Annotated in this window: 6 protein-coding genes and 1 pseudogene; 3 read left to right on the forward strand and 4 right to left on the reverse strand. The window is 49.1% G+C overall.

The features are described 5' to 3' along the window. Positions 1-301, forward strand: a pseudogene (locus QUB14_RS14185) (hypothetical protein); the annotation flags it as partial. A 58-nt stretch (positions 302-359) separates the two neighbouring features. On the opposite strand, the gene QUB14_RS14190 reads toward QUB14_RS14185, so the two are convergent. After that, complete coding sequence (locus QUB14_RS14190; RefSeq protein ID WP_006632408.1) at positions 360-749, reverse strand: hypothetical protein; 390 nt, start codon at positions 747-749, stop codon at positions 360-362. A 148-nt stretch (positions 750-897) separates the two neighbouring features. On the opposite strand from QUB14_RS14190, the gene queA reads away from it, so the two are divergent. Beyond that, complete coding sequence (queA, locus tag QUB14_RS14195) at positions 898-2,037, forward strand: tRNA preQ1(34) S-adenosylmethionine ribosyltransferase-isomerase QueA (protein WP_333217644.1); 1,140 nt, start codon at positions 898-900, stop codon at positions 2,035-2,037. 42 nt (positions 2,038-2,079) lie between these two features. On the opposite strand, the gene rpmF is transcribed toward queA, so the two are convergent. Both rpmF and QUB14_RS14205 read right to left on the reverse strand, forming a co-directional pair. Beyond that, complete coding sequence (gene rpmF / locus QUB14_RS14200; protein ID WP_006632406.1) at positions 2,080-2,253, reverse strand: 50S ribosomal protein L32; 174 nt, start codon at positions 2,251-2,253, stop codon at positions 2,080-2,082. 180 nt (positions 2,254-2,433) lie between these two features. After that, positions 2,434-2,910: a TM2 domain-containing protein gene (locus QUB14_RS14205; RefSeq protein WP_190738825.1), complete on the reverse strand. Its 477-nt coding sequence runs from the start codon at positions 2,908-2,910 to the stop codon at positions 2,434-2,436. 405 nt (positions 2,911-3,315) lie between these two features. Between QUB14_RS14205 and acsF the strand changes: the two genes are divergently transcribed. Continuing rightward, positions 3,316-4,392: a magnesium-protoporphyrin IX monomethyl ester (oxidative) cyclase gene (gene acsF / locus QUB14_RS14210; protein ID WP_333209316.1), complete on the forward strand. Its 1,077-nt coding sequence runs from the start codon at positions 3,316-3,318 to the stop codon at positions 4,390-4,392. A 263-nt stretch (positions 4,393-4,655) separates the two neighbouring features. Here the strand turns inward: acsF and QUB14_RS14215 are convergent. Then, the coding region (locus QUB14_RS14215) for a CHAT domain-containing protein (RefSeq protein WP_333297219.1) at positions 4,656-6,760 on the reverse strand (2,105 nt) is incomplete at its 5' end.

Consider the following 6,760-nt stretch of genomic DNA (forward strand, 5'->3'; position numbering starts at 1 on the left):
TTATGTTCAAGTAAGCAAATCGAAAATTATTTGGCTCACTGCTGTTACTGTACCTCTTAGTCACGCAAAGTGCTGTAATGATTTTCTACCTACATTCGGCGAAAAACCTGAAGGGTGGAATGCAAGCGGCAAGCGGGTTAAGCGTGGTCTGTACCGGACGGCTCAAGGCTGGTTAATCAATGCAGATTGCAACGGCGCTGCGAATATTGGCAGAAAAGTAGCGATGATGCTTGGACTTGATCTAAGCGGAATCAGTAGAGGCGACTTGTCAGCGCCTTTAAGACTAAAGTTGTGGTCTTAAGAATCTCCGTGGCGTTGATTCCCGGAGAGTGTCAAAGTTAATTTATATGCCTAGCAATCTAGGCCAGAGTTTCCGGGCAATATCCCAGACCCTTGACAAACTGCTGGCGAAACGCTTCAATTTCTTTGCGGTCAGGGCTGCCGTGACAAACCACTGCCACCTGGTAGCGGCGCATCACGCTCAGCGGCGACTGTCCGGTTTCCAAACTCCAAAGCGCCATTTGCAAGCGAATTTCCGGATCGTAAGGAATCCCGAGTTCGTTCATAAAAGCCCGAAAATCCCCGTGCATTTCTGGAGTTAAATATTGGCTCATTTTCACCTTTACCACCCAGCCGTCAATTTGGTGAATAACAGTGATAAATTGCAAAGGAAGATGATGAGCCGTGCGTAGGTAATCCACGACTCTCAGAGTAAGGCTAGTATTGGCGATGTAGTAGAGGTATTCCATAACGATCCTTATGAGCAAAGCTGATGCTACACCTCTATCCTCGCGGGCTATACCCGCGACCACAAGGGGAAAAGCACCCGACTTTGGATGGGGGTTTTTACCCAATTTGTTACCCAGTTGACAGATCGATCGCACAGGAATTCACTCGATGACAGAGATGGACTGGTCTTTGGACGGCTACGACTACGAACTTCCGCCCTCACGCATTGCCCAAAATCCCGTAGTGCCGAGGGACAGTTCTCGCTTGCTGGCTGTAGATTCTCCCAGCAGCCACCAACACCGGATTTTTAGGGATTTACCCGATTTGCTGCAACCGGGCGACTTGCTGGTACTGAACAACACCCGCGTGCTGCCAGCGAGGCTCTACGGGCACAAACCCAACGGCCCGGCTGTGGAGATATTGTTGATGGAAGAACGGCAGCACAACTGTTGGCTGGCTTTGGTTAAACCGGGGAAACGCTTAAAGTTGGGAGCAAAAATTGAGTTTGATCCCATCGCCCCTGCCTGTGAGGACTCGACCACAGCTCCTTGCTGTTGCCTTCCCGATGCCACGATGCCCCATCGTCGTCGATTGACTGCAACAGTTATAGAGAGGGACGACGCAACAGGGGGACGGCTGTTGGAGTTTGACATCCCCACAGATGAGAATCTGGCGAAGTTTTTGGACGAATACGGCCACATACCCCTGCCGCCCTACATCGAAAATTCCCAAGCTTCAGCGGAACAGTACCAGACTGTTTATGCCGAGAGGCTTGGGGCCGTGGCTGCCCCCACAGCAGGCCTGCACTTCACCGAAGAATTGTTCAGCCGCTTGGAACAGCGGGGAATCGAAAAAACTTTTGTCACCTTACACGTCGGAGTAGGGACGTTTCGCCCGGTGGAGGTAGCAGACGTGACGGCTCACAAAATGCACGGCGAATGGGTGGAAGTACCCCCCGCCACCGTCGAGAAAATCCGGGAAACTCAAGCCAGAGGCGGGCGGATCGTTGCCGTGGGTACCACAGCAGTGCGAGCTTTAGAGGGAGCCGCCGCCGCGAGTGGCGATTTTTCCTTGCAACCTTTTTGCGGCCCGACCAATTTGTTTATCTACCCGGGCTACAAGTGGCGGGTTGTAGAGGGGATGATTACCAATTTTCACTTGCCCCGCTCTACTTTGATGATGATGATAAGTGCGATGATTGGAAGGCCTCGGCTGTTGGATTTGTACCGAGAAGCGATCGAGCAAGAGTACCGCTTTTATTCCTTTGGCGATGCCATGCTGATTTTACCAACAGCAAAAAAGGATTGATCGATCGGGCATCGGGTTCGCCCTATGCCCGGTATTCCGTTTCTATTCTTCCTCCTCTTCTTCATTGCCGGGATACACGAAGCTGTTGGAACGCCCAGTCAGAACTGATTTGCCCAGAGACAGAGCTTTCTGAGCTGCCACTACAGCTTTGCGCTTCCATGTGGCCTTACGCATATTCTTCTTGGATTTGGAGGTTTTCTTCTTAGGGACTGCCATGACGCTAAATACTTTCTGCTTGCTTATAGAGACAAACAAACATTCTAGCCGATTTTGTCGGCAATGCTTACTCGAAAAACCGCAATAACTGCTCGGTAAGCAATATCAAGTAGTAGGGTGCGTCAGCGATTAGCTTCTGGAAAAATAGACCAAATCTCCTAGGTAACGCACCCGCAACAGCTAAAGTTCGTGAAAGTGGTAGATCACGACGCCAGTTACGGCATCGTTCTCGATACTCACATAACCTGTTTTGAGCATTGCCGTGAAAGCCTCTTCCACTTCGGCAAAAGTAGCGCCGGTTGCCATCACCCCTTGGGTGACAGATAATCTTCCGTTCTTGGTATAAGCTGCCTTCAGGAGTTTAACCCCTAACTGGTCTGGAGTTGGCTTGGGGTATGTCGCGGCGATCGCCCCGCTGCTGGGATATAGCGGTATACCTTCGCGAGATACGCCGAGTTTGCCCCTGAGACTGGCATTGTGTTCGTCCACCATGTTCGGCAGCAGCAGCAAGTCAAACAATTGCCCAAACCCAAACAAACCAAAGGTAAACAGCCACAGCAAACCACTACCAATCTTGCCGTTGTAGAGGCGGTGGAGTCCGAAGGGGCCGAAAAAACAAGCTGCCCATAAAAGGTAACTAACACCTAAATTGCTCATTTTCTGACCATCCTGCCTGATTATTCTAAGAATTGGAGTCCCTCTATACATTTTGTACTTTCTATGTGGTGTTTAAACAGGTTGACATGGGAATTTATTTGTGTGGTAGCCTAATAAACTGACAAAAGGCAGAATTTGGTTTCCCCATACCTTCTGTCTGGAAGCCCATGAGTAATTCTGCGTAGCAATTCTTAACGCCAGTAACATATTTCCGGGGGCGAGAGCTTGGTAAACTGGAGGGCGTGGAAATTACAGCAGCTTAGAACTGGATTCCACACGAAGCGCCAAACCGAGCGCCAAACCGAGCGCGCCGCCAGCGCTGGCCGGACATACACGAGCGCGATCGCCCGCAGTACCCGACAATGGAAACAAGCGAGTAGTTATAAGCAGAAATCCAATAAAAATATGGTAGATTCCCTCAAAAAACCCACTTTTGAAGAACTGCGGCCGGGAGTGAAAGCCCCAGCCAAAGAAACTATTCTCACGCCGAGATTTTACACAACCGACTTTGACGAGATGGCCAAAATGGACATCTCGGTAAATGAAGCCGAACTAGAAGCAATTATCCAAGAGTTCCGCGTTGACTACAACAAAAACCACTTCGTGCGGGATGAGGAGTTCGCTCAATCTTGGGATCACATTGACGGCGAAAAGCGCCAGTTGTTCATTGAGTTTCTAGAACGTTCATGCACCGCTGAGTTTTCTGGGTTCTTGCTTTACAAAGAATTGGGACGCAGGCTCAAAGACAAAAATCCAGTGCTCGCCGAGGGTTTCAACCTGATGTCCCGCGACGAAGCGCGGCACGCCGGATTCCTCAACAAAGCTCTCTCGGACTTTAATTTGTCCCTGGATTTGGGTTTCTTGACAAAGAGCCGCAGTTACACATTCTTTAAGCCGAAGTTTATTTTCTACGCGACTTACTTGTCGGAAAAGATCGGTTATTGGCGCTACATCACGATTTACCAGCACTTAAAAGCGCATCCTGAAGACCAGATTTATCCGATTTTCCGATTCTTTGAAAATTGGTGCCAGGATGAAAACCGCCACGGAGATTTCTTCGATGCGGTGATGAGAGCTCAGCCTCAGATGTTGAACGATTGGCGCGCTAAGCTTTGGTGCCGTTTCTTCTTGCTGTCAGTGTTCGCGACAATGTATCTCAATGATATCCAGCGCGCGGGTTTTTATCGATCGCTCGGTCTCGATGCTCGCGAATACGACATTGAAGTGATTAAAAAGACCAACGAAACAGCAGGTCGCGTATTCCCCGTGATGCTGGACGTGAACAATCCCGAGTTTTATGAACGCCTGGATGTTTGCCTCAAGAACAATCAGAAGTTGACTGCAATTGTTGCTTCTAATACTCCGAAATTCTTGCAGTTCTTCCAAAAATTGCCTTTGTATCTGTCGAACGGCTGGCAATTAGTGAAGCTGTACTTCATGAAAACAATTGAATCACCTTCAGTACAGGGCGCTGTGCGTTAAGTTTTGATTTTTCATCCTCTGTGACGGCGGTTCTGCGACAAGCGGAGCCGCTTTTTTTTATAATTGCTCCTTTCGGGGCCGAAGAATTAGTATTATTCAACCGCGAAGACGCGAAGGACACGAAGGAAGAAGGAAGAAGGAAGAAGGAAGACAGTTGACTGTTGGCTGTTGGCTGTTGTTCATGGCAAGCCCGATGCCCGATGCCCGTATAGGTTTTATCAGCAATTAATCGGACTTGATATCATAACGGTTTTTCATAAAATTTATCGCCATTCGCCCTGAAGGGTAAAAGCCGCCCAATAATAAGGAGAACGCCACTCTTCCTGCTTCAACATTTGCAGTTGCGCCGCCCTCAATGCTGCCGCTGGCGTTAACCCTTTTTGCAGCATTCCCTGATAGAAACTCGACATTAACGTAGCCGTTCCTTCATCGTCCACACTCCACAAACTCACCACCACTCGCTGAGCCCCTGCATACATAAATCCCCGTGTTAATCCTACCATGCCCTCGCCTTGAATGTTCTGCCCCATTCCGGTTTGACAGGCACTTAACACTACTAAATCTGCTGCTAATTTGAGGTTGAAAATATCAGTAAGTCGCAGGAATCCGTTTAAGGAATTGCCCTTTTCATCTACCAGTGACAAGATGATTCCCGATAGTTCCGGGTTAGTGCTATTCGCTAAACCGTGAGTGGCAAAATGAATGATTTTATATTGGCTTAAGTTCTGACTGGTTGCGACGGCGCGGCTGGCTTCAAAATCCAAAGATTCGGTGCGAGAATTAGCTGGTACTAACGCTTGAATGATTTGAGCTTCTTGGCGAGTGAAGTTTAAACGGCTCAACTGTAAGTTATTGTCGCGACCAGAGCGGCTTAAACCGGGGTTTACTGATTCTATTGCTTGCAGATTGCTGGCGGTTGACTGGTTTTTGACTCGTTCATCTTCCGGGCTAAAAACTGGATCGGCGAGAATCGCTAAAGTCCGAGTAGGAGGTTGTCTGTCACTGTAGTTTTGTCTTAATATTCCCAAGGTGGAAGCAGAAGGCAGCAGCACGATTTCATGGTCTACTATTAAAGGCGGATTCCCATTTTCACCAGATTTTCCGGGGAGGGAAAGGGCAGCAAAGGGGAGGTAATTGAGAATGCCATCGCCAACTATCAGCAGGCGTTTTTGAGCGAGTTGTGCTGCTACGGGCTGTAAAATAATTTGACTAAGCGTGTTGTTAGCTTCAGCAACTCGATCGGGAATGTTTCGGTAGTGCGGGTTAGTCACAGCATCGCGGAAATTGCGGGCGGCTTTTTCGAGGTCGGCGCTTGGAGGCAATTCATAACTGGTGATGCTGGTTTTAGTCACAGCCCACAGATAGCTGCGGTCTTTTCCTAGAGAATACTGGAGTAAAATTGTATTCTCATCGAGGATTTGTTGTTGAATTTGTGCAAGCGTTAGAGGTTGCGGTTGGGTGAGGGCTGCGTACCGGGGGCTAGTGGTGCGAATTTGTGTTTGAATGTCCTGATATTGTGCTATTAAAGTTTCCCGCTGTTTTTCTAATTCTGCTTCTTGGGCTGGAGTGTGGTTGGGGCGATTGAGAACTTCGATTCGCTGTTTTTCAAGGGCATCGAGTTGTTGTTGTAAACTGCGTTCTCGCTGCAATAATTCTGGGGCGACACCTTGGCGAATATCCGCGTTTGCTTCTTGAAGAAGTTCGAGGAGGCTGCGGGCGCGGGAACGTTCGCTGGCTTCAAAGGCCTTGGTATCATAACCAGATTTGGGTTGCGTTTTGTGCAGTTGCATTAACAGGTCAATATAGAACTGGTAATAGTTTTGTACTGTGGCAAAGTAAGAGGTGCGGAGTTCTGGGCTGGCAACTTTTGTCCGGAGGCTTTCAATAATTTTGAGAGCCGTTTCAATGTCAGTGAGGGCTTCCGTGAGATGGCCTTGAGCGCGTTTGGCAGAAGCAATGTTGTAAAGGGTGGTAGCTTCCCCACTGCGATCGCCTACTGCCCGACTTAGGGGAAGGGACTGGCTGTAATACTCTAGCGCTTTCTGTTGTTCTGCCAATGAGTAGACTAAGCCGATGTTGTTGAGGGCCCTAGCTTCCTGTGAGCGATCGCCTACTGCCCGACTTAGGGGAAGGGACTGGCTGTAATACTCTAGCGCTTTCTGTTTCTCTCCCAAATCATGGTAGACACTGCCGATGTTGTTGAGGGTGGTAGCTTCCTGTGAGCGAGCGCCTACTACCCGACTCAGGGGAAGGGACTGGGTGTAATACTCTAGTGCTTTTTGTTCCTCTCCCAAATCCTCGTAGACGAAGCCGATGTTGTTGAGGGTACGAGCTTCCCCACCCACATCGCCTACTACCCGAATCAGGG

The sequence above is a fragment of the Microcoleus sp. B3-D2 genome, from assembly GCF_036705345.1.
Classification (GTDB): domain Bacteria; phylum Cyanobacteriota; class Cyanobacteriia; order Cyanobacteriales; family Microcoleaceae; genus Microcoleus.